The sequence below is a fragment of the Aeoliella straminimaris genome, assembly GCF_024054565.1.
In the GTDB taxonomy this organism is placed as follows: domain Bacteria; phylum Planctomycetota; class Planctomycetia; order Pirellulales; family Lacipirellulaceae; genus Aeoliella; species Aeoliella straminimaris.
In genome coordinates this window covers 132714-154646 of record NZ_JAMXLR010000006.1, presented here as the reverse complement: position 1 = coordinate 154646, position 21933 = coordinate 132714, and the positions used below count along the sequence as shown (strand labels likewise).

The 21933-nt window shown below is 56.3% G+C and carries 16 protein-coding genes and 1 other RNA gene; 7 read left to right on the top strand and 10 right to left on the bottom strand.

Annotated elements, in window-relative coordinates; translation table 11 throughout:
* Positions 1-7: 7 nt before the first annotated feature.
* The 3 genes from mads7 to NG895_RS01990 form a co-directional block, all read right to left on the bottom strand.
* Positions 8-1768 carry a methylation-associated defense system protein MAD7 gene (gene mads7, locus NG895_RS02000; RefSeq protein WP_252850765.1) on the bottom strand — a complete coding sequence of 587 codons (1761 nt, stop codon included), beginning with the start codon at positions 1766-1768 and terminating at the stop codon, positions 8-10.
* Between the two features lie 11 nt (positions 1769-1779).
* Positions 1780-3618, bottom strand: a complete 1839-nt coding sequence (locus tag NG895_RS01995) for a hypothetical protein (protein ID WP_252850764.1) — start codon at positions 3616-3618, stop codon at positions 1780-1782.
* A 78-nt stretch (positions 3619-3696) separates the two neighbouring features.
* The gene (locus NG895_RS01990) at positions 3697-3915 is read right to left on the bottom strand and encodes a helix-turn-helix domain-containing protein (RefSeq protein WP_252850763.1); all 219 of its coding nucleotides are present in this window, start codon (positions 3913-3915) and stop codon (positions 3697-3699) included.
* A gap of 177 nt (positions 3916-4092) precedes the next feature.
* On the opposite strand from NG895_RS01990, the gene NG895_RS01985 reads away from it, so the two are divergent.
* Together NG895_RS01985 and NG895_RS01980 are read left to right on the top strand one after the other, a co-directional pair.
* On the top strand, positions 4093-7245 hold the full coding sequence (locus tag NG895_RS01985; RefSeq protein WP_252850762.1) for a serine/threonine-protein kinase: 3153 nt from the start codon (positions 4093-4095) through the stop codon (positions 7243-7245).
* 410 nt (positions 7246-7655) lie between these two features.
* Positions 7656-9047, top strand: coding sequence for a tyrosine-type recombinase/integrase (locus NG895_RS01980; protein WP_252850761.1), 1392 nt, complete (start codon positions 7656-7658; stop codon positions 9045-9047).
* Here NG895_RS01980 and ssrA read toward each other — a convergent pair.
* Positions 8998-9361: a transfer-messenger RNA gene (gene ssrA, locus NG895_RS01975) on the bottom strand. The genes NG895_RS01980 and ssrA overlap by 50 nt on opposite strands.
* Before the next feature lie 302 nt (positions 9362-9663).
* The gene (locus NG895_RS01970; RefSeq protein ID WP_252850760.1) at positions 9664-10206 is read right to left on the bottom strand and encodes a helix-turn-helix domain-containing protein; all 543 of its coding nucleotides are present in this window, start codon (positions 10204-10206) and stop codon (positions 9664-9666) included.
* 589 nt (positions 10207-10795) lie between these two features.
* On the opposite strand from NG895_RS01970, the gene NG895_RS30515 reads away from it, so the two are divergent.
* Positions 10796-11587 carry an abortive infection family protein gene (locus NG895_RS30515; protein WP_252850759.1) on the top strand — a complete coding sequence of 264 codons (792 nt, stop codon included), beginning with the start codon at positions 10796-10798 and terminating at the stop codon, positions 11585-11587.
* A gap of 150 nt (positions 11588-11737) precedes the next feature.
* Entirely contained in the window at positions 11738-13384 is a 1647-nt protein-coding gene (locus tag NG895_RS01960; RefSeq protein WP_252850758.1) for a hypothetical protein, read from the top strand.
* Positions 13385-13597: 213 nt separating this feature from the next.
* Here NG895_RS01960 and NG895_RS01955 read toward each other — a convergent pair whose 3' ends face one another.
* A complete protein-coding gene (locus NG895_RS01955) occupies positions 13598-14026 on the bottom strand; it encodes a hypothetical protein (RefSeq protein ID WP_252850757.1) in 429 nt (142 codons plus the stop codon).
* Positions 14027-14373: 347 nt separating this feature from the next.
* Between NG895_RS01955 and NG895_RS01950 the strand changes: the two genes are divergently transcribed.
* The 3 genes from NG895_RS01950 to NG895_RS01940 are packed head-to-tail and all read left to right on the top strand — an operon-like array spanning position 14374 to position 16070.
* Positions 14374-14811: a DoxX family protein gene (locus NG895_RS01950; protein ID WP_252850756.1), complete on the top strand. Its 438-nt coding sequence runs from the start codon at positions 14374-14376 to the stop codon at positions 14809-14811.
* Positions 14812-14842: 31 nt separating this feature from the next.
* Positions 14843-15310, top strand: a complete 468-nt coding sequence (locus tag NG895_RS01945; protein WP_252850755.1) for a VOC family protein — start codon at positions 14843-14845, stop codon at positions 15308-15310.
* A 7-nt stretch (positions 15311-15317) separates the two neighbouring features.
* Positions 15318-16070, top strand: a complete 753-nt coding sequence (locus NG895_RS01940; protein ID WP_252850754.1) for a YciI family protein — start codon at positions 15318-15320, stop codon at positions 16068-16070.
* 30 nt (positions 16071-16100) lie between these two features.
* On the opposite strand, the gene NG895_RS01935 is transcribed toward NG895_RS01940, so the two are convergent.
* The 4 genes from NG895_RS01935 to NG895_RS01920 form a co-directional block, all read right to left on the bottom strand.
* A complete protein-coding gene (locus NG895_RS01935; RefSeq protein ID WP_252850753.1) occupies positions 16101-17789 on the bottom strand; it encodes a SulP family inorganic anion transporter in 1689 nt (562 codons plus the stop codon).
* Positions 17790-18162: 373 nt separating this feature from the next.
* Positions 18163-18804, bottom strand: coding sequence for a choice-of-anchor R domain-containing protein (locus tag NG895_RS01930; protein ID WP_252850752.1), 642 nt, complete (start codon positions 18802-18804; stop codon positions 18163-18165).
* 757 nt (positions 18805-19561) lie between these two features.
* Positions 19562-20482, bottom strand: coding sequence for a PEP-CTERM sorting domain-containing protein (locus NG895_RS01925; RefSeq protein WP_252850751.1), 921 nt, complete (start codon positions 20480-20482; stop codon positions 19562-19564).
* A gap of 486 nt (positions 20483-20968) precedes the next feature.
* On the bottom strand, positions 20969-21766 hold the full coding sequence (locus NG895_RS01920) for a PEP-CTERM sorting domain-containing protein (protein ID WP_252850750.1): 798 nt from the start codon (positions 21764-21766) through the stop codon (positions 20969-20971).
* Between the last annotated feature and the right edge of the window lie 167 nt (positions 21767-21933).

Below are 21933 nucleotides of genomic sequence, written 5' to 3'. Positions count from 1 at the left end.
ATCACTTTCAAGCTCCGGAGAGCGTATCTTCCATTTCACCACTGACGATGTGGAACCGCGGTTCAATCACCTGGGAGTTCGAGGCGTCCGCCAAATCCGTAAAGAATCCAAGTTGCCGCAGCCTTGTTTTGAGTGCCTCGTAGTTGGCCGCCAGAGCACGGTTGTTCTGCTCGCTCTCTTCTCCGTTGGGACCAAGCGTGTCGATTAGCAATCCGTAGCGACCACCCAGCCAATCAACGAACTTGCGGATGGGCATCGGCCGCGTTTGCCATTTGTTGTCGCTTTCGCGTTTTTCCAGCGCTGCGAGTTGAATCAACACTTCCAACAGTTCGTTCCCGATCACGTACTTCCGGCGAGCACGCCCTCGGCCTGCCATGAAGCCTCGATCCAACTCGTTGCCGCACAGCCCAGAAATCAGCTTGCGATGCTGTTCTCGGAGCGTGCTGTACTGGAAGTGGTAAAGAATCTCGACGAAGGTTTGCAGACGATTCAGCCCGCGGCCGTTGCAGATGGCGATGATCCGTTCAACGTCGGGATTGAACTCACCGCTTTCTTCGTCGTAGCCTGCCTGACGAATCGCTTGAATGTCTCTAGCGAAGTAACCGTCGATGTCCTTGTGATTCAGATAGCCCTTGAGCAACAGCTCAATGTACGCCTTTCCGCCGCCCTTTTTCTGGTCGGGAGTTAGGTATCCACCCGCGAACTCCTCCAACTTCTTCATCAGATATGCTGACTTGAAATACTTCTCGACGTCTTTGAAATGTTCGGTAAACCGTTGCTTGGCAATTGAATCGACTTGTTCGTGATGACCTCCCGCCATGTCGCAAAAAATGTCTAGCGTGAAGGGTGCGTGACTGCGGGGGTCACCTGGTTGTGGCTGTTCACCTTGCGGCTCGGGCAGCTTGCCGTGCTCGATCATGTGGTTGGCGATGCGAACGATCTGGTAGAAATACAATGCCGCATGGAACACCATCAAGGTGGTCATGTAATTGATGAGTTCACGGCGCGGGATGCAGTCTTTATAGAGAAACAGCAGCTTGAGATCCTGTTTCATTAAGTCAATCTGCTCAGGGCATAGAAACTCGGTGTCGGCGACCTGGTCATCCTTCTTTGTGCTGTATTTGTCGGTATCAAAGGGCTGGAGTAGCCGAAGAAGGAATAGCAACTCGATGTCGAGCTTGTGATCCGTGGCAAGCTGCTTCAGTGCGTTTTCGTCGACACGATAGTCATTGTCCCCATGTCGCCGAGCGCCAATCTCAAAGAACTGACGCATAAGCGAATCCGGAGCAGATGTCAGCGTTGGGTCATCTTTGAGTGCGTTATAAAAGAACTGGCTCAAACGACGGTCTTGCCCCTTCACATTGGGGTTGAACAGTTTGATAACCATAAAATGCAGTGGTCGAAGACCAGCCATGCGGTACGCGCCACCGGCCGACTTACCGCGACGAGACATGATCGCGAAGTGCGACTCTAGCCACGAAGAAAGCAGATCGCGACGGTCGTCGCCAACACCATCAAACAGATGACCGTTTTCTTCGAGGACAGCCTCAAGGACAGCTTTAGGCGTTTCCGCGTCTTCACACAGCTTGGCGTCGAAGACAACTTTGTCAGAACGCCGAATCAGCCGCCCGCCCGTACGCAAGTAGATAAACAAGCGGCTCATCGCCTCATCCACGTCGAGGTTGTTCGCGTCGACGGGGTACAGGTGCGGCATTTGAAACAGTTTTTGATTCCGCGTAAGCGGGCTAGTCGCTTTCTTCTTTGCCATGTTTACCTACCTCACGAAGGCACGCCGATGGAAACACCGTTCTGCGGCGTCCGTGACATTTGGTAAAGATTGTAGTCGGAACCCGAAAGGAGCAGGCGATCGGAGGGCAGAGACATGAGCTGCTTCTTGAACATCAGCAAGTTCAAGAAAAACGCCCTCATCTCTCCCGCCGCGGGAACGTAGCCGTCGCGGATACGCATCAACATTTCGTAGAGATCCAGTGATATTTCCAGCATGATGTTGCGTTCGTGATGCCGCAGATGGACACTCGTCGGCAGGAATTCTACGTACGTGGCTTGCGCTGGCGGCTCCTCTACTTCAAGGTTGAAGTGTCCGGCTGGGTACGTGAAGTAGGCCTTCACGGCCGTGTCTGCGTCATGGCGAGTGCGGATGCAGATATTCTCACGGCCGCGTTGTTCGTCGTAGATGCTCTCGCTTCGACTGATCGCGAGCACGATCCATTGCTTGAGTTGACCCGAGGGGTCAGTCTTGGTCTCGATGAACCGCATGAACTTTTCAATGTTGTCGTATGGAAGCAGATGCGAGAGAAACTTGCGTTGTCCCTGTTCGTCCGGTTGATCGCCTTCAAAGAACAATTTGCGACGCAAGGATGCTACGTACTTTCGTGATGTCTCTAAGGCGTCTTGCGTACGCTGCTCAGGGCTCATTGGACGGGTATCGTAGAGCCGGCAGAGGTCTTCGACATCGCTGGTGGTTCGACCGAGCGTCCCAGCTTGGTCAAATCGCAAGAAGAGTTGGCGAAACTCGGAGGTGCCCGGCCTCGTGAAGCTCAATCGGCTGTCGGTCATAGGCAACGAAGCCAGTCCGACATCAAAGTCGCGTAGGAGGCCGAGGATGCGATCTTTTTCGTTCGCATCAAAAACGGCGTTGTAGTAGTAACGATCTGTGAAGTCTGCGTTTCCGCCTTGAATCTCTTGCTCGATCTGCTGGCACGTGTGCTTGCCGAACAATGTAAACGCGAGCACTGATCTCAGATCGCGTACCGTTACGTGAATCCGTTTTCGGAAGTGTAGGATCTGGAATATGCTTTTTAGGCGTGATCGGGCGATCCGCGCCGAGGCGTTTCTTTCCTCGACCTCTTCGGCATCTTTGTCACTGAGCCCACTTGTACTGCGGAGTCGAAACGTGTCGACATTGAACTTGACTGGGCATCGGTGTCGGGCAGGGCACCCGTCACAAGACGTCCAGAACTCCTCAGCGACGTACCGATCAAGAATCTGATCAAAGATGCTGTCGGTTTGACCGCGAGCGGCGTCTACGACTGACCGCAAGTTCAAGTTCACGAGAACCATGTCGTCAGAAAGCGGGGAGTCGAGCTGGAGATGCTCTAGCAGTTGCTGGCTAAGCCATTTGAACTGCGTTGTGTGCGACAGGAAGTCAATGAGCTTGCCCTCGTTCATCGCAACGACGAGGCACGTGTTGGCTGTGGGTGGATCGTCCCCTTGTAAATCGAGGAAGAAGTTCGCCAACATTTCTTGATTTGTGGTGCCTGGAACTTCAACCGAACCGTCATACAACGTCCGGAACGTCCGACCGCCTAGCTCAAAGTGACTTCCCAGAGAATCAGGACGCGATACTGTTGCCCCTGTCGCTTCTGCTGCTTCCTCTAGTTTCTGAATGAAAGCGGTTTTGCCGTCACCGGCATTTCCAGTCAGGATCACGAGGCGATACGTGCAATCCAGAATCGCGTCTCGAAGTTCACGATCGAGCTTGGTGGGCACATAGGTCCGACGTGCCAAATCATTCTCAAGGCCGCGCGTCAGTCCGTTGCCAGCGTCAGACTGGCTGTAGAACATAAGGAACTGGTCGAGGTACGGGTTGTTCGCCATGTGTTTGCCACCAGCCAGATTAAGGTCTTCTGCCGAGGGGATTGGATTGCTCTTGAGATACCGCTGCAGGATGACTTTCTAACGGGGTTTCTTCTTGCGCAGGCTAGTTGACTTCGGTTGTTGAGCCTCGCTGAGGATGTGATCTAGTTCTTCGCGAGAGTACAGTCGGTAACCATTGATTGGATGCCGGCGCTCAGCCAGCTTGCCGCTTCGCCCCCAATTCCGCAGAGTATTTGGCGAGACGCCGAGGTACTCCGCGGCCTCTGTGATCCGCAAGTAGCCGTCTAATTTGGACATTACACTTCTTCCGAGATTTCGGTCGGACTCCCCAAAAGGGTTGCTTAACCTTACCAAACCGGCACAATTGATGACACCACCCAGTACACAGAACGTTTCTGATCGGCGCCGCACTAAGGCGGTGAGGTTCCAAGGCACTATCGTGCAGCTAAATCGGCACATGCCGACTTGCGGATAATGAGCCCCACAGGCAACCACGCACATTCCGAACTCGAGCAGGTTCTTGCCGAATACCTGCGCAAGCTCGATGAGGGTGTGCACGTCGACCGTGAAGAGCTAATCGCCCAACATCCAGCGTTGGCCGAAGATCTGAGGTCGTTCTTCGCACACGAAGAGCGTCTCTGGCCTGCTGCGGAGGCAGCCGAGACGGCGACGTTGAAACACGACTCAACGCCCGGCCGACGTCTTCGGATTCGCTGTCCCCAGTGTCACGCGCCGCAGGAGTTGGCGGCGGACTGTCCACTGAGCGACTTAATCTGCGAGAGCTGCGGCAGCCACTTTAGCCTCATTGACAATCCGCGGTCGACGCGGAGCGCCGATTCCTTAACGGAGATGGGGCGGTTTGAATTGATCGAGCGATTGGGGATGGGAGGGTTTGGCAGCGTCTGGAAGGCGCGTGACAAAGAACTCGACCGAACAGTCGCCGTGAAGATCCCGCGTCGTTCGGATATGGACGCGGACGAGACAGAGAAGTTTCTGCGTGAGGCGCGAGCTTCGGCCCAACTGCGGCATCCGAATATAGTCAGCGTCCACGAAGTCGGCCGCGAGGGAGATACCGTCTTCATCGTCAGCGACTTGGTTCGCGGAATTACGCTTGGAGACTGGCTCACGGGACAGCAGCTCTCCAGCCCGGAAGCTGCAGAAGTCTGTGCAAAGATTGCCGATGCCCTGCATCATGCCCATGAGCAAGGTGTTGTCCACCGCGATCTGAAGCCGGCAAACATCATGATGGACGGGGCCGGCGAGCCTCACTTGATGGATTTCGGCCTGGCGCGTCGCGAAGTGGGCGAGGTGACGGTGACAATTGACGGGCAAGTCGTCGGGACCCCTGCCTACATGTCACCGGAGCAAGCCCAGGGGGAATCGCATGCTGCCGATCGCCGTAGCGACGTGTACTCGCTGGGGGTGATTCTGTTTCAACTTCTCACCGGCGAGCTCCCATTTCGCGGCAATGTACGCATGATTCTTCATCAAGTAATTAACGCGGAGGCTCCTAGTCCTCGAAAGTTGAATGCAACGATTCCCAAAGATCTTGAAACGATAACCTCGAAATGTCTAGAGAAGGATCCGGGAAAAAGATATCAAACGGCGAATGATGTCAGTGATGAACTTCACCGATTGTTGCGTGGTGAGCCGATTGTAGCGCGCCCAGTGGGACGCTTTGCGCGTGCTTTCCGCTGGGCAGGTCGCAACAAGAGCGTTGCAACGGCGGCGGCTGTAGCCATTGCATCCCTTGTGGGAGGCGCAACACTATCGTTGTTGTTTGCACTTGACTCCCGTCGCAAGGCGGCGGATGCAATTGACGCGAGGAACTTGGCACAAGCGAGTGAAAAGCGGACCGTCGCGGTATTGGACTTTTTGGAAGACAGAGTGCTTGCGGCGGCACGACCGGAGGGACAAGACGGGGGCCTCGGCCGAGAAGTAACGCTGCGACAAGCAATTAATGCGGCAATGGAAGATGTAAGGATTCGATTTGTCGATCAGCCGCTTGTTGAAGCTCGCCTTCGCAACACGCTGGGCGCTTCATTTCTCTACCTTGGCGAGTCTGAGCTCGCACTGGAACAGTATTCAGAAGCGCGACAGTTGTACGAGGAGCACTTGGGGCCTGAAGACATAAATTCGCTTGTAAGCCTATTCGGGTTAGCTAATAGCTACACTGCACTTGGACAGCATGACAAGGCGAACTCATTGTACGAGGAGACCGTGGAACTGCGTAAGGGAAAGCTAGGTGTCGACGACCCTGATACACTTCGCAGCACGAACGGTCTCGCCAACAATTATCTACGCCTTGGACGAATTAAGGATGCACTGCAACTTCATCAATCCACACTTGAACGACGCAGGCAAGTTCTTGGTTCCAATGACCCTGATACGCTCAATAGCATGAATAATGTTGCGAACTGCTACTACAACATCGGAGAGACTGGCAAGGCAGCACAACTGCAAGAAGAAACTCTGCAGGCAACGAGAGCTACGCTTAGCGAAAGTCACCCCCAGACGCTGAGAATCCAAAATGATTTAGCGAACAGCTATGATGTTCTCGGGCGCGATAATGACGCCATGGCATTACGAGAGCAGACATATGCACTCATGAAAGTACAACTTGGTCTCGAACACTACCTCACTCGCCGGAGCATGAACAATCTAGCTCGCTCCTATGAGTCCATTGGTCGATTCGACGAGGCAGTTGCACTCTACGAGCAGGCCTTGAATGCTTGGAAGCAGAATCCCAGTAACTATGACAAAGACACCGTAAACACAGTACGTGCGCTCACAAACGCGTACTTACGCACAAACCAGCATCAGTCGGCAATCGAACTGCTCGAACAGGTTCTTGCCGCCATCCCGACAAGCCTGCAAAGGACTCGCGACGAAGCCGAGTGTCTGGGTACTCTCGTGGGCCTTTACCTACGAATGAGCCGTGCCGCCGATGCCAAGTCGCTACTTGAAGAGTTCGCCAGTGAATTTCAACCTGGAGATGGGCGTTATTGGATAGAGCCAGTGTTTCAGGCAATTGCCGATCGCATGCCAGCTTTGGAAGCGTCAGTCGAAGTAGCCAACGATATCGATCTGGAACACGCGTGGACACCACTGGAGCGACTCATTTTCGCTGAGCTGATCCTTCTTGACGGACAGAACGAACGTGCTGCTGAACAGATTCGCCGTGCCATTGCTGATGGTGGTAAATCACGCTTCTACCAGAAGTCGCTTGGATGGGCACTATATGCGCTGGGGGACAAGGAAGCTGCTGAGCATACGTTTAGAAACTTGCTCGCTCCCTTGGGGCAACCTGCTAAGGGCGGTACGACGGACTATGACTTGGCAAATGGCGATCGCAACCAATGGACTGCCGCTTACTTTCTACAATGGGTGAGTACTGAGGAATACGTGAACCAATGGACGAAGCTGCAGCCAGAGAACCAGCGACAAGACTCTTTCGTCTGGTTCTATGTAGGACAGCGAAATGAACTTGATGGTCAAATTGAGGACGCCGAAGAGGCTTATCGAAAATCCGTCGAGACTGCAAATTACTACGTGGGGATGCCACGTCTGCACTACTTTTCAGAGTATCGCTTGAGGCAACTAGACCGGGTAAGTCCAAGCCGCTAGACCAATCTTCCGATGGCCTGTTGACCGCTGCTCCACCGTCAGTTGTGCACAGTATTGACGCCGCATCGGGTAATGAATTCGTGTTGTAGCGCAATGAGTGGGCAGAAACCGTGCCTAGATATGTGATGGAGTTGGAAACTGTCCAGCTGCAACGGAGATACGATCAACTGCAGTTGATAGCGAATTCAGTGGGCGATGTTACAGGAGTTAGGTATGGCGATACCCCAGGAACCTTCAGCCACAGCTCAAGAATCCCTGCTCATCCCGGCAGGTGATCTGGCTCGCATGATGCAAATTTCTACACGTACTTTATGGCGTATGCGAAGTGCGAGACAGCTCCCAGAGCCAGTTCGTTTGGCTGGAACTGTTCGATGGCGAGTTGACGAAATCAAAAACTGGATTGCGGAAGGTTGTCCGCCGCAGCAAGACGGCGACAATGGACGATCAAGGAGATAAGCATGGCTTCTATTTTCAAACGCAGTAAGCGACGCAACGAGCCGTACCTGATCCAGTACGTTGATCACCTAGGTAAACGCCGCACAGTGCGGGGCTTTACCGACAAGGGATTGACGGAGGAACTTGCAGCAAAGCTCGAATCCGAAGCAAGGCAACGAGCCACGGGTCTCATCGATCCGTCGCAGGATCGCGTAGCCACGCATCGGTCTGCCCCAATCCATGAGCACTTGTCGGCCTTCGAAGAAAGCCTCTCCGACAATACCGAAAAGCACGTGAAGCTCACTATGGCTCGTGTCCGCCGCGTAGTAGAGGGATGTGGCTTTGAAACCCTTGGAGCTATCGAGGCAGAGGAGGTCCAGAGCTATCTTCGCAAGCTGCGGAAAGCGGAGAATTTAGGGCATCGCACCTACAATCACTATCTGCAGGCCATGGACGCATTCTGCTACTGGTGTGTGACTACGAAACGGCTCTTAGCGAGCCCACTTGTGCGCTTAGAGCGTCTTAACACTGCAACTGACGTGCGACATCCCCGTCGGGCTTTGACCTCGGAGGAGGTATATGAGCTAGTCGAGTCGGCTCGGTCGAGTAGTAAGCGAATCCAGGGCCTATCGGGCGAGCAGAGGGCCAAAGTATATCTGCTTTCCTACATGACGGGCCTAAGGAGGAAAGAGCTCTCCAGCCTGACGCCGAGGAGCTTTGTGCTAGACGTCAGTCCAGCTACAGTCACTGTAGAAGCGGCGTGCTCCAAACACCGCCGCAAAGATGTCCTGCCGCTACACCCCGATCTCGTCAATTTGCTCGAAAGCTGGCTAAAAGGACTCAAGCCGTCTGAGAAACTATTTCCTCGACTGGAGCGAAAGAAGACGTGGCTCATGGTGAAGAAGGACCTGGAGCGGGTCGGTATCGCCTACAAGACAGAGGAGGGAATAGCGGACTTCCATGCCGCTGGTCGCCACACGCACATCACCGAACTTCTGCGGAATGGCGTGTCTCTGCCGGAGGCCAAAGAGCTGGCGCGACACTCTGACGTGACCATGACGATGAAATACACGCACATTGGCCTTAGCGACCAGGCCAAGGCCGTCGCAAACCTGCCGACACCTCAAAGGAGGGTAGAACCCGCCACTCTTGCAGCGCTGCCAAAATCTGGCGCGCTGCAAATGCGCTGCACTTTTTGCGGCGCCAAGGGGCATGGGATGACTTCGTCTGACACCGAAGAGAATCTCCAGAAACGCGTAAACCCTTGCCGAGGCAAGGGTTTTGACGCTGATCGTCGCCAGTTGGCAACAAGTGACAAAGTGGAGGCGGCGGGAATCGAACCCGCGTCCCGTAATATCTCCACGTAAGCTTCTACGTGTGTGTCCCGAGAGATTTGATTTCGCTCATCGGGCGCCTCTCAGGCAGGGCTACCGATGAACTAGCCGAGAACTTATTTAACCGCGGCCGTGCTCAGCAATGAACCGCAGCGGTCCGGAGGGGGTTATACGTTCCGTCAGCCGCTTCCGGCGAGCAGCTGGGGAACGGGCAGCCTAGTTCTAGGCAGCCAAAGCGTAGTTACCTTCGGCAATTGAAGGTTTTGATCGGCTTTTTACGTGGGCCACCGATCAACCACGACACGCCACTTACGCTTCGCCTATCCGGTCGAACCCTGTTCGCCCCCGTGTAGAGTGAAGCTGCCGCCCGCAGGCGGACTCCCTATTGTATGCGACCACTATCGGCTGGTGAAGGTTCTGTTGTTTCGTCAATTTGCCGCAGTCGCGCAGGACCCCCCGTAGCTTCCGTCGCCAGACGGAGCACTTTCGCGAGCCCCCTGGGTGTGGATGGACCACTTTCGCGGCCCGCGTGGCGGACCGGCTATCCGAGCCTTGTTCGTTTTGGGCCAACCGTGGTTTTGGGCCAACGGTGGGGGATTTATATTCATGGGCCCAAAACTCCGGGGGTTTTGGTTCCCCCCAGGTTAGTTTACCCCTTGTTTTTTCGACTCGTCTGCTCGCGGGGTGGGGAACAACTGGCCGCGTTGTTCTCCGCACCGCCCGCCAGTTGGACCAAAACCTCAACCGAGTCGATTCGCCGCTCGTCATGGCGGCGGTTCCACTCGGCAACCCACCGCTCGACGGCCACCGCCAAGGGGCGCAGATCCTGCAGCTGCCGATCGCGCTGCTGCCGAGCCCGCTGGCGTGGGTCTGCTTGCTTTCGAGACGTGGCTCCTTGCTTGCGCGCCCGTTCTTGTTGCTTTTGCAGCCGGGCCTGCCGGTCCAGCAACCAGACGGCCGCTCGCCAGTTGGTGGCCGCCGCCCGCCGCACCGTCTCGAGCGGCCCGGCATCCGCCGCGACCCGCGCCCGCCGCAGCTCGGCATCGAACTCCGGATGCTGCCGCCGGTGCCGCCAGATGGTTTTCACATCGCACCCCACGTGCTCGGCAGTCCGCGCGAGCGACATCCCGGCCGCCACCATCCTGCGAATCAGCTCCAACTTCTCCTCATCCAACACCCTCGGCCTCGCCATTTTGGCCTCCTTCTTGGTAGTGTTCTTGCGTACAGTTAACCGTATTTTGGTTGTACCGCAGTGCGTGTAAGAAAACTACAAGAAAATGGTGAGTTAGAGTGTGGCCGTTCGCTCCGCGAACGAGCGAGGTGGCCCGCCGATTGCTCCAAAGACGCAAGCGCGCGTGTCATCCTGAGGGAGCTTAAGCGACTGAAGGATCTAGGTTGGAGAAGGGAGGGCACTGCAACACGAGAAACCGCGACCCCAAGAATTCACCCTCCCGCTTGCGGGAGGGTCGGGCTCTCAGGCCCGGGGAGGGTGGTGGCCTCGCCATGGATATCGCTTTTTATGGCAAGCAACGTTTCAATTTCGACTTGGAGGGAGCTGCCCCTAGGCACCCACACTTGGAGAAGCCAACTGCATCACATTCCTACAGCTCAGTCCTGTAGAATGAATCGCTGCCAACATCAGAGTTCGACCCAGCGTGTTAGAGGATTTGGTATATCCGAAGAAATTGAATTCTTGGCGATGAACTCAAGAACCCAATACCTCGGTTGACTGTCACTGGAGTACGTTGCAGATAAGACTGAATCTCACAGGAGCTCCTGGCGTGGCAAATCTAAAGCGATCGGAGATTAAGGTGATCGAGGACGCAATGGCATACCCCCGCGGTTTCGGCTACGTTCTCGACTTTTCGGATGCAACCATGGCGGAGTTCTTCGAAGATGAGTTCGGGGTTGACATCTACTCCGAGGAGTACCGAAGTAACGGCCCTTCGAAGCGGAACTACCTGACGGCGTTTCTGACTAAGGCAAGCTCACCCAGAGCACTTCAAGTGCTTCGAGCGCTCTGGAATCACAGGGAGGGCCTCCTCGAAAGAGATACAAATTCTGAGGTGACCGAACTCGCCAGATCACGATCCAAGAACTTCCTGGAAGTCATCACAAGACTAGAATCTGATGCATCGAGCATGCCCACAGATGGCATCGAGTCATTTGCCTCGGATAGAACCTTAGAAGAACTGGTCGACGACATTGAGCGAACTCTAGCAGCCAACAAGCCCGAGGTGGCCATAGACCATCTACACACCTACTGCACAAAGAAAGTCACACATTTGCTTGCATCAAGAGGCATTAACTGCATTCAAAGTGAGCCACTTCATTCGAGATTCGGGAAGTACCGCAAGTGCCTAGAGCAAGAACGTCAACTTCATGACTTTACTGCGAGGGCACTAAAGTCATTCATTGGCTTACTCGACAGCTTCAACGACTTGCGAAACAACCATTCCTTGGCTCATGACAACTCTATCCTGGAGCCAGCAGAAGCGCGCCTCGTTGTAAATTCAATGAATTCAATTCTTGTGTATCTGAGAACCATCGAGTCAGCAAGGTACGGCAAGTAGAAGAACCTCGACGGAACCCAAGCACATGCAAACGAGTTGAATAGGAGACAACAAATCTCTGCAATTATTCATCCGGAAACACCTTATAGGCTCATTAGAACAGATAGCAGAATCGAAATCCTTGGATGGATACCGGCTAAGGAGCAACTCATGGACAGCGCGTTCCACATCGAAATTGGTGGAGAGATCCTTTTTCGACCCCGAGCAGAAACAGAAATTATACTCCGCTATGAAGCAGAGCGACACTTACGAGAAGGGTACTCAACTGGAACTTACTCTGATCGAGCCAAGATCAATGAGATTCTCCAATACCAATTTGGCTACTACCACGCTGTGATTTCCACAGAGATGGAGAAACTCGCATCAGCAGATTTACTCCGCTGCATTCTCGACCAATACGACAAGGCCACCGCGATCGAATTCGAGGCCAAAGCAAACGCACTTACATACGACGAACGGAAGTACTGGTCAGAAAAAGGACCTCTGATTCGGCGCAGCCTAAAGCACATAGCTGAGCTTGTAGCCGCGAAAGGTCTAAAAAAACACCAGGACACTCCACGACCATCGCTGCTACTCGGGCTGGAAACAATATGCGTATGCGGCGAGATGCTAGTGCATCTATATATCTTGAGCGATCAAACTTATGGAATTCATCCCGACCAGACTACTTTTAAGATATTGCCCGAAGGTGGGGAGATTTACTGGGACCTAGCTATAGAGCACCCTAAGCAATTTGAAGATTTCTCACGGCGGGTCACGGCAGACAGGAATGTTCGAGACAATTTTCTTATTGGGAAGCAACCCAATGTGGACACCGCTTTTCAAAGCCGCATTCTTAACAGCATCTGCGAACAAGAGTTGGGATTTTCCTATCAGACAGCTGTAGATACATTGGTCGAAATAACTGACGGAGTCCAATGTGCCCCCAACGATTTTGATGTTCCCGTCACCAGTCGATCGTCTGTTCTCGATTGGCTGAGAATAGAGCGTGGGTGGACAGCAAAGGCCGCGGAACTGCTCCTTGATGGGTTTACGGTACTATTCGACAGAGCTAGTGCCGAAGGGAGACAAGTTTGGAAACCCAAAAGAGAATATCGCCCAACGCGTCGTGGCTTTCTTGAATTGACACATGAGACTGGGCACCACCTAGCTTGGTCCCGGAGGATGGCGCGAGAGTGCTTGCTCTTGTTGCGTGATGGCACAATTTTCCAGCGCTTTCCACGCGAATGGCGAACTTCGTCTACCAATAGAGCACTGGGTCAACTTCAGAACGCCGCTGGCAAATGGTTTGAGAACGAGGTCGATCGCAACTTGCAGCGCGCGGGTATACTCGGGAGAGCATCGCTGAAGAAGAAAATTGGTGTCGGGGATACAAGTATTCAAATCCCTGGGGACATTGGCGAGATAGACTTCCTTGGATACCTTCCAAATGAAGCACTGATAATAGTCGTCGAGTGCAAGATGGTTGATGCAGGGCACGAACCATCGTTGATTCGTGATGACATATCCAAATTCGCCATGGGAGATAAGTGTTACGCAGAGCAGTTGAGGCGCAAATTTGATTGGGTGCAGAATAATATCGGACCGATATCGCGGTCCCTTCGCACGATCATCCCGAACTTGCCCGCAATTGAGCCACAACGAGTTGCCGGTGCACTGGTAACGCTGTATCCAACGTACGCATCCTACTTCATCCCGGATTTTCCATGTGTATCGCTTTCTGAGTTGATGACTGGCATCCAGGAATTGAACAAATGGCCGTACGTAGATGGAGTCATTTCAATCTCATCGCATTAATAGCTCAGTGTGGCACCCGTTGAGCACCAACCGTCACAACCAACCACCCCGCAAACTTCCAGCGAGATCCTTCAGTCGCTTAGGCTCCTTCAGGAAGACACGGGAAGGATTGCCGCTCCTTCAGGATGACACAAAGAGTTGAGGTGCCGTAAGTGCGCAGGGCTTGTTACGGCCTACGACTACGGCTCCTTCAGGATGACACAAAGCGGCAAGTCACCGGCCCCAATCTTGGAACGCTAAGAACACCTGGGTCAGCCATATCCAGAGCCCGAGCAGCACGACGGCGAGGATGCCGAGCAGTACGAAGTACAGCCGCTTCTTCTCCGCGGGGGCTTCGATCACCAAGGCGATCACGCCGCCCCAGAAGGCTCCGGCGGCACCGAACAGTAGCAGTGTGAAGAAGACGTTCTCCAGTTCAAAACCTTCTCCCCCAGCGACGGCCAAAAGGCTGAACAGCAGGGATACGGCCGCACAGGTCCATGTGCCATGCAGCACATAGCGGCGGAGGCGGGCGTTGGCTCGCGGCCAGCAGGCGGCGATGAGCATGGGCGCTCCGAACACGATGCCGGGCAGGCAAATTGCCATCAAAAGTGCCTCGAGTCCGGCGATGAACACATCAGGCGTGGTGGAGGAAAGCAACATGACGCCGCTCCTTTGGCCAACCGTTCCAGCAATAAGCATGCAAGCTTTGTTCCCAACGCACGTGTAGCAACCGTCACGGTAGACGCTCCCAAAGAATTGCGGCGAGATCCTTTGGTCGCTTGCCGCTGCTTCACGATGACACGAGCCATGCGGCGAACTAGCCGGCCCCACCCCGCGGGGCGGCGAAAACTTCGAAAAAGATTCTCCCCGGCGGTCGATTCCGGCCTTGGTGGTTCGACTAGCTTATAAACGCGGAGGTTCTTCCCGCCAAACAGTCGACGTGGATGAGCACGGGCCGGCTCCAACCACAGGTCACCTACATTTCAATTGATCCTAGGAATATTCCCATGCAAACCTCGAAAGCCAAAAGGACCATCGGCTGGACCTTGAGCATCCTGGTCGGCTTGTTCCTGATCGGCGGAAGCGGGGTGCCCAAGTTCCTGGACTGGCCTGGCAAGCAGGAAATGATGGACCACCTGGGCATTCCCATGGGGCTGCTGCCGACGATCGGGATGATTGAGATCGCCGTAGCCGCGTTGTATTTGATTCCGCGGACAAGTTTCCTGGGAGCCATCCTGACCACTGGTTACTTGGGCGGCGCTGTCTTCACCCATCTGCGGGCCGGGGACGAGCTGTTCGGCATCCTGTTTCCAGTCATCATCGGCGTACTGATGTGGACCGGACTGGCGCTGCGGAGGCCCATCGTGTTTTCCCTGGTGCTGGGCAACGTGCCTGGGTGCCGCCCGCCAGAAGCAACCAGCACAGAACCCCAAACCGCTTTGTAAGAGCGAAACGATATCGAGAGGAGATAAAACCATGCAGTTCGAGAACAAGATCACGCCGTTTTTCGGCTTCAAGGATCAGGCGGAAGAAGCCGCGGAGTTCTATGTCTCGGTTCTGCCGGACTCGCGGATCGTGCAGACGGTCAAGCATCCCCACACTGGCTCCGTGATCACCGTGGAGTTCGAGCTGGCAGGGATGACCTTCGTCGCCCTGAACGCCGGCCAGGATTGGGAGTTCACCGAAGCGATTTCGCTGGCGGTGAGTTGTCAGACGCAGGAGGAGATCGACGACTTGTGGGCGAAGCTCACCGCCGACGGTGGGCAGGAAGTGGCCTGCGGCTGGCTGAAAGACAAGTTTGGCGTCCGCTGGCAGATCGTGCCCGCGAGCATTGGCCAGATGATTGGCGACCCGGATCCCGACCGCGCCGCGCGGGTGTTCGATGCGATGGTGCAGATGATTAAACTGGACATGGCAAAACTACAAGCCGCTTACGACGGGTGAGATACCGATGAAATACATGTTGCTGATCTACGGAGCCGAAGAGGGCTGGACCGAACAGGAGCGGAAAGATTGCATGCTGCAGTCGATGGCCATTTGCGACGAGCTGGAGGCCGAGGGCAAGTGGATTGCCTCGTCGCCGCTGCATTCGGTTAGCACCGCCACGACGGTACGCGTCCGCGAGGGCAAACGCCAGGTGACCGACGGCCCGTTTGCGGAGACCACCGAGCAGCTGGGCGGTTACTATATTCTGGATGTCGACAGTATGGACGAAGCGATCGCCATCGCCAGTCGATTGCCGCCGGCCAGCAAGGGGGCGGTGGAGGTGCGGCCGCTGCTGCCGATTCCCGAGCCGCTCGAGTTGCCGGACGTCGAGCAGGCGCAACCGGCCGCGACCGAAAGCGAAGCGGGCACCAATTACATCGTGCTGTTGTACGCCGCCGAAGGAGCGTGGCCGCCGGAGGAACACGCGGTGGCGCTGGCCGAGTCGGTGGAGTTGTGTCACCAGTTGCACGCCCAAGGGCAGTACTTGTCGGCCGCTCCGTTGCAGGCGCCTGCTACCGCCAAGTGCGTGCAAGTTCGCCAGGGTGGCCGCGTGGTTTCGGAAGGTCCCTTCGCCGAAACCAAGGAACAGCTTGGCGGCTACTTCTTGATCCACGTGAAGGACCTGGACGAAGCGATTCGAGTGGCCGCCATGATACCCGGTTCGCGCCGCGGCACCGCCGAGATTCGCCCGCTGTTTCCGCTGCCGGCGCGCGAGTGAACTTGCAACGGCGCGGTGGTGCGCGTGCTTTTACGTGGTGGCCGTGATCTCTACGGTGAGAGGTTGTTGCTGCTGGTGCACCGCCAGAGCCCGCTCGAGCGCCGCATGGATATGAGGGCACACATTCTGTTGGCCGATGTGGTGCAAGACGTGAGCCTGCTGAATTCGCTGGGCCGGTTGGTCGCGAGCGCCACATAGGATGAGGTGGCGTCCCGAGGCGTGCAGTTGGTCGGCCAGCTCCTCCAGCGTGAGCAGGCCCGTGGCGTCGATGGCGGTCATGTTTCGCAGTCGTAGGATGACGATAGGGGCGAACGCATCGACGTGCTCGAACAGGTCGGTCAGCTTATTGGTCGTACCAAACAAAAATGGTCCATGGATTCTGACGATGGTGACGTAGTCGGGGATGTGTTTGTCTTGCAAGCTGTGCAGCCGGCCGTCTTCGACGTACTCGCCAGTGACCTGGGTAACAGTGGTGGTCATCGAGACCTTGCGAATGAAGAGCAAACCGGCCAGCACCATTCCGACCTGCACGGCGACCGTCAGGTCGGCGAACACGGTGAGTAGCAGCGTGACCAGCCAGACGCTGATCTCGGCCTTCGACATTTTCAGCAGCTTGGGAATCTCGCGCCACTCGCCCATGTTGTAAGCGACCACCAGCAGGATAGCGGCCAGCACCGATAGCGGAATGTAGTGCGCCAACGGGGCTGCAAACAGCAGGATGGCCAATACCACCAGGGCATGAACCATACCGGCCACCGGTGTTTTGCCGCCGGAGCGAATGTTAGTGGCCGTGCGGGCAATGGCGCCGGTGGCTGGCAGTCCGCCAAACAGCGGCGAGGCGATGTTGGCAATGCCTTGGGCCACGAGTTCGACGTTGGGATTGTGTTTGTCGCCACTCATGCGGTCGGCCACCACCGCGGACAGCAGCGATTCGATGGCTCCAAGCATGGCGACCGTGAACGCCGGCAGCAGCAGCGGGCCAATCTCCGCGGTGTCGAACTTTGGCAAGGCGAACGTCGGCCAGCCGCTAGGAATACCACCGAACCGCGATCCAATGGTCTCGACCGGCAGATCCAGCAAGGTCACCACCAAGGTGCCGAGCAACATGGCCACGATGGCCCCGGGCACCCGGCTCAGGTACCTGCGGCAGAGCAGCACCACCGCCAGGGCCGCTATCGACACGAGCGTGGCCGTGATGCTCAAGGTATGGAAGTTCGCCGCGAGCACGTGAGCCCGCTCGAGAAATTCACCTGGCACCTTGTCGACCTGGAGACCGAAGAAGTCTTTGATCTGCGTGCTGGCGATCAGGATGGCGATGCCATTGGTAAAGCCAATCACGACGGGCCGAGGAATGAACCGCACGGCGGCGCCCAAGCCGGTCACGCCCAGGGCGATCAACATCGCGCCGGCCATCATCGTGCAGAGGAACAGCCCATTGAGACCATGGTCGGCCACAATGCCGAACACGACCACCACAAACGCCCCGGTCGGACCTCCGATCTGCGTGCGCGAGCCACCCAGTGCGGAGATGAGGAAGCCCGCCACCACGGCGCAGTACAGGCCGATTTCGGGAGCCACGCCAGACGAAATGGCGAATGCCATCGCCAGCGGCAAGGCCACCATTCCTACAGTTACGCCCGCCAGCAGGTCCGCCAAGAACGTCTGGCGATTGTAAGTACGCAAACAGCCAATCAGCTTGGGCAAACGTTGCATGTTCATCCTAGAGACTTCCGGCACACGGCCACACAGCCCGCGTGTGTCTGAGGGATCTGCGTACGCGATACGTTGCCATTCGCCGGTCAGAACTCTGGGCTTCAAGCTATAGGTTTTATCCTAGCAGCGGGCCATCGGATAGAGCTATCCATGCATCGCCACACGGCACTGTGAACACGAAGGTCCAAACGTGCAAATCGCGCGGCAACGGGGGCAACGCAGTCGGGAAAACGAACCGGTGCCCACGGCGATGATCGATGTAACTGAACGTTCTGGACGATCTTCTCCAACGAAGTCACCGTGACAAAAAACAACCGCCGCAAGCAGGACGTGCCTGTTTGCGGCGGGTGGTGGGTTGCAGCGTTGGGTCGACGTGCGCCTAGTCCCGCTTGCGCAGCCGCAGCGCTGTGGCGCCGATGCCAGCGATCACAAACAAGGCGACCGAAGTGGGTTCGGGAATCTCCATGGGCGTGCCTTGCACGCGAAAGGCATAGCGGTCGTCGTCGGGACGCAGATTCCAATCGCCATAGTTGGTCGATCCCACGCCGGCACTTCGGCCCGCGGTCAGACCGACGTCGCCGGTCGTGTTAAATCGCCAACCGCCGTCGATGCTGCCCTTGGCATCGGCAATCACCCAGTAGGTCGTATTGGCGTCGAGCATGGTGGTGCCAGCCGCCGATGCCAGCGCGAGTTGTTCGCCAACGGCCAGGTTGAGGGAGATGGCTTCGAGTTCGGCACCAGGCTCACCACCATTGTCCGCCGCCAGAATGACGTCGAGCGGTCCAGCGGAGGTAACATTCACACCGAGTTCGAGGCTGTCGAGCAGGTAGCTGGTGCCACCAACGCTGAAGCTCGCTGCTTGATCGACATTGCCGATCGTACCGACGCTCTCGCCTTGAAAGATACGACCAGCGGCACTGAACGTGTCGCCGGCGCCCAGGTTGCTGAAGATGACGTCCGCCTGGCTTGGTGCCGCGGCGAACGAGAGGACGATAGCGGTGACAATAAGTTGCGTTTTCATTAGAAATCTTTCCTCGTGTAAAAGTGGTTATTAGCGAAGCTCGTAGTACTCATCTGTAGCAACGAAATAATTCATTAGCGGCCTGCAGGTGAGGAGAAGGATGGGCGAGCGAATGCGAAGCGTTTGCTGCGGTGTTGCTGGCGAACCGCGGGAACCGATTTCGCGCAGCGCACCATCGATTTTCAGGGCGATGCGCACCAGCGTAGGCGGGGCGACACGTGAACGTCCGGCACACGAATAATTCTGGCAAGCGAACAGCAGCTCACTTGTAATTCCCTTACCGTCCTGTGACGTTGCAACGAGTCAATAAAGTGCGCCTCCTGCATGGCGACGCCCTGCAAAACCTACGAATAAAGGTCACTTTTGCGAGCAGCCTGGTCGGCACTCCAGACGACAACGACGGTCGCCGGCGGGCTCGTTCAACTGCGTGTGTCCTGAAGAGCGCGGAGAGTATATCGCTGCAACCGAAGATGCGTCAAGCAGCATGGTGCGCAAGGTGTGTTAGATATTTGACCTGCCGTTCACCGGGCAAACACAGCGAGGGTGCGCTCGCCCGCCAAGGGTATGGATTGTGGCAGGATATGGCGCTGCGGATCGCGGCAATGAGATGCTGTATCGGGGGGCGGGCCGGCGAGAGAGGGGACGAATTATCGCTTGGCAAGCAAACGGATCCGCCACTGGCGTAAAAAAACACGAGGTCACAGCGACAAGTCGCCATGACCTCGTGTGCGGGAAACATTCAAAACTAGGTGGTGATTCAGCCGTTGCGACGCAGGCGAAGCGAAGCCAGGCCAACCATGCCCAGAGCGCCGAGAAGCAGTGTGCTGGGCTCGGGGACTTCGGTGACGGTCAGGTTGTCGTACACCACGAAATGCGGTCCGACCGAGCTGAACGGATCGTTGTAGCCCAAGCCAACCAAGCCCGATACGGCCGTCGACGGCGCCATGATGATCGGCGTACCGTTGATCGAGTAGAGCACTCGATTAGGGTTCACCGAGATGGTGACCGTGGCCCACTGGTTGCCGGGCGAACCAGCGAAATCGCTCGATTCTTCCGGGAAGATCGACAGGTAGGTGTCGCCCGTGGATTGGGTGGTCATCTCGGAGTTGAGGTAGCTCATGTCGCCACTGTTGACCGGAGTGCCGGAAATGTAGTGACGATAATCCGACGACGAACCACCTTCACCGGTGATGGAAACGAATTGACCAACGCCCGCGATAGGGGTGAAGATCGAGTTGAAGTCGGTGCCATCCGACCCGACACCGATGGTTGCCATTTCGGTGCTGCCGGAAGCACCTGCCTCGACGCCCATGTACATGTCGACCTGGACGGTGTAGGCCGGAGTCGTAACGGGAGTGTTGAGGAAGGCCGTGACATGGTCGGCGGCGCCTTCATCATCGGCGGTTTCGTTGACGGCCAAGAAGAGTCCGCCCGTGTCGCCCGCGGTGGAGTTGGGAGCCAAAGGCAAACCAGCGGTAATGTAGTCGTAAGCGAATGTCGAGACGCTGTCGGGGGTGCCGTCGCCCGAGGCGCCGTTGATCTCATCGACAACCAGGTACGACGCCGAAGAGTCGGCCTCGAATTCGTCGGAAACAAGCACAGTAGCAGCAGTGCTGGTCGCTGCCAGCAGGAGCGCGGCTCCGAGTACAACAGGCGTTGCTACACGGTTCATCATCATTAGATCTACCTCTCTAGTTGAACAAACGATACGTACGAAAGACCTGCCTGTTTCACATGGGTGGTGTCGACCAAGCTGCGGCAAGCGTGCCGCCCAAACCTCAGCGATGAACCCGACACCGGAAGCTGTAGTTGAACTGAAGACGCAGCGTTCATCGCTACCAGATACAGCTCCACACTACTCTTTATAGTCGGTGAAGACCTTTTCATCCCGCTCTTTTTGCGAGAATATGTCTCGCACTTGCGCACGCTCTGTGTTCCGTTTACCGCAGCCAATCGCGCTGCCTCTAACTCATGCGAAAGCAGGTGCGCGTCGGCGAGAGTGCCGTGCGCATTGAGGCCTTAAAAGAGTGGGGAGCCTTCGGTTCACTGCAGTGGCATAGGTGGATAACCGAGAGTCGGTGTAACGGTGTCGGCACAAAAGCAAAGCGGAGCGAACGCTTGGGCGTCCGCTCCGCTTAGAGGTGTCTTAAGTTATCGCCAAGAGTTAGCGGCGGAATCTCCAGCCAACCAGGCCCAGACCGGCCAGACCCAGCAGGGCCATGGTCGAGGGTTCGGGCACCACCTCGCCACTAAGGGCGAAGATGCCGGTCGATGTATTGGCAGAGTTCAGCGTCACGGCGCGAGTGAACTCGAGCGAAACAACTGCCTTGCTCGAATCGAGCGGGATGATCGTCTCGTACAGATCAGGGTTTCCAGTGGGGGTGTCGATCAGATCGTCGGTCAGACGGATACGGCCCAAGCCCTGAATCGCGGGGCTGAATGCGTTGCTGAAGGTGGTCGACCCGCTAATGTCGCCATACCAGTCAGGAGCAGCGTAGTCGGTGATCATCGTGGAGTTGTCGTCGTAGGTGACAACCAACGCACCGGCGCCGCCACCGTTGGTGGAGACCGCCAACACGTGCAGCGATGCCAATTGACTAGGAGTGTCGAGGGTCAACACACCACTGGGGGTGGCGCTGCTGAGCAACAGAGCGTTATCGCCGCTGTAGTCGGCGATGTCGAACTCGGTGCCCGTACCATCGGCGTTGAACTCACCGTCGACAGGCAGGCCGGCGGCCTGACCTTCCAGGCCGGTTTCGAAATAGGCCCATTGATTGGGGATGTCGAAACCTTCTGCATCGTCAGAGTACGGTGCAGTGGAAGAAGCCTCGACCACCAGGTCGGCGTTCAAGCCGCTGACACTGATCGGGATAGGAGCTGCCGAGGCAGAATAAGAAATTGAAATGCATGCGGCCACTGCTGCAGCGAGATGCAGTGTGGTCCACCAAGTTGTCCGCGTCATTAGAACCTACTCCAAGTGATGAATTGGTGGGGATCAGTGTTGCGCAACTTCCACCGCAGACTGCCGGCTAAATGAAGAGTATGCCCTCCCACCGAATACGTCTGCAGCATCCATGTTGCAGGAAACTGAGGAACAATGGAAGCGAAATTTCGAAATTTTTGTGCAGT

What these genes read in the sequence shown, in the direction of transcription:
- NG895_RS01950 (WP_252850756.1), top strand. Translation starts at nt 14,374, where the DNA reads ATGCAAACCTCGAAAGCCAAAAGGACCATCGGCTGGACCTTGAGCATC.
- NG895_RS01995 (WP_252850764.1), bottom strand. Translation starts at nt 3,618, where the DNA reads ATGGCGAACAACCCGTACCTCGACCAGTTCCTTATGTTCTACAGCCAG.
- NG895_RS01935 (WP_252850753.1), bottom strand. Translation starts at nt 17,789, where the DNA reads ATGAACATGCAACGTTTGCCCAAGCTGATTGGCTGTTTGCGTACTTAC.
- mads7 (WP_252850765.1), bottom strand. Translation starts at nt 1,768, where the DNA reads ATGGCAAAGAAGAAAGCGACTAGCCCGCTTACGCGGAATCAAAAACTG.
- NG895_RS01955 (WP_252850757.1), bottom strand. Translation starts at nt 14,026, where the DNA reads ATGTTGCTTTCCTCCACCACGCCTGATGTGTTCATCGCCGGACTCGAG.
- NG895_RS01970 (WP_252850760.1), bottom strand. Translation starts at nt 10,206, where the DNA reads ATGGCGAGGCCGAGGGTGTTGGATGAGGAGAAGTTGGAGCTGATTCGC.
- NG895_RS01945 (WP_252850755.1), top strand. Translation starts at nt 14,843, where the DNA reads ATGCAGTTCGAGAACAAGATCACGCCGTTTTTCGGCTTCAAGGATCAG.
- NG895_RS01985 (WP_252850762.1), top strand. Translation starts at nt 4,093, where the DNA reads ATGAGCCCCACAGGCAACCACGCACATTCCGAACTCGAGCAGGTTCTT.
- NG895_RS01960 (WP_252850758.1), top strand. Translation starts at nt 11,738, where the DNA reads ATGGACAGCGCGTTCCACATCGAAATTGGTGGAGAGATCCTTTTTCGA.
- NG895_RS01990 (WP_252850763.1), bottom strand. Translation starts at nt 3,915, where the DNA reads ATGTCCAAATTAGACGGCTACTTGCGGATCACAGAGGCCGCGGAGTAC.
- NG895_RS01920 (WP_252850750.1), bottom strand. Translation starts at nt 21,766, where the DNA reads ATGACGCGGACAACTTGGTGGACCACACTGCATCTCGCTGCAGCAGTG.
- NG895_RS01925 (WP_252850751.1), bottom strand. Translation starts at nt 20,482, where the DNA reads ATGATGATGAACCGTGTAGCAACGCCTGTTGTACTCGGAGCCGCGCTC.
- NG895_RS01940 (WP_252850754.1), top strand. Translation starts at nt 15,318, where the DNA reads ATGAAATACATGTTGCTGATCTACGGAGCCGAAGAGGGCTGGACCGAA.
- NG895_RS01930 (WP_252850752.1), bottom strand. Translation starts at nt 18,804, where the DNA reads ATGAAAACGCAACTTATTGTCACCGCTATCGTCCTCTCGTTCGCCGCG.